Here is a 932-nt window from a genome sequence, read left to right as displayed (position 1 = left end):
AGTCATCCACATCCGCCTCTATTTCATGAAAGCCGTCCGCTTTAAGCCAGGCAGGGTCAACCCGCTTCACCAGCCATGGAACATCCCGCTGCGCCCAGATAAGCTTGCCCTGCTTGTTATAAATCAGCGCGATGGTCGGGCTTTGCACATCGAGATTGTCAGGCAGATCGACGCTCAGGGTGCCGTTTTCCCATTTTGCCAGCGTATAGAAGAGGTTGCTCTCGCCGCGTAGCAGGCGAAAAGTGGTCTTATCGAAGCTGACGCTGTACCCCACCAGCGCCACCATGCCGTAGGCCAGTGAGAGCACCATGACCACCGCCGCCGTGGCCAGCAGGAAGCGAACGCGTAAGGAGAGCGGCAGGAAATGCCGCAGCAGACGCCTCATTTTGGCAGTTCGAACAGGTAGCCCTGGCCGCGCACGGTGGTAATGGCCTCCGCAGGATATTCTGCCTGGATTTTTTTGCGCAGACGCCCCATCAGGACATCAATAGTATGGCTCTCGCGCAGTTCGGCGTCCGGGTAGAGTTGCAGCATCAGCGAATCTTTGCTGACCACTTTGCCGCTGTTGCGGATCAGCGTCTCCATAATGGTGTATTCGAACGCGGTCAGCTTAATCACTTCATTATTGATGGACATCTCACGGCGGGAGAGATCCACCTGAAAAGGGGGAATGGAGATAATCTGCGAGGCCAGCCCGCTGTTGCGCCGCATCAGCGCCTGCATACGCGCCGCCACCTCTTCAATATGAAAAGGTTTCGTCACATAATCGTCCGCCCCGGCGCTCAGCACTTCCACTTTATCCTGCCAGCCCTCACGCGCGGTCAGCACCAGCACCGGCAGGGAGACATCGTGCCCGCGCCAGCGGCGAATCAGCGACAGGCCATCTTCGTCCGGCAGGCCAAGATCGACAATCGCAATATCGGGCAGATGTT

Annotated in this window: 1 protein-coding gene and 1 pseudogene; both read right to left on the bottom strand. The window is 57.7% G+C overall.

Annotated elements, in window-relative coordinates:
• Positions 1-385 (bottom strand): annotated as a pseudogene (locus ENTHG_RS00085) (two-component system sensor histidine kinase PhoQ); the annotation flags it as partial.
• Positions 382-932: two-component system response regulator PhoP (gene phoP, locus ENTHG_RS00080; protein WP_044172012.1), on the bottom strand; the 551-nt coding region annotated here is incomplete at its 5' end. The gene phoP and the pseudogene ENTHG_RS00085, both read right to left, overlap by 4 nt.

The sequence above is a fragment of the Phytobacter massiliensis JC163 genome (genome assembly GCF_000321045.1).
Classification (GTDB): domain Bacteria; phylum Pseudomonadota; class Gammaproteobacteria; order Enterobacterales; family Enterobacteriaceae; genus Phytobacter_A; species Phytobacter_A massiliensis.
Note: the sequence above shows the minus strand (reverse complement) of the source record. Positions and strands in the feature narration are given on the sequence as shown.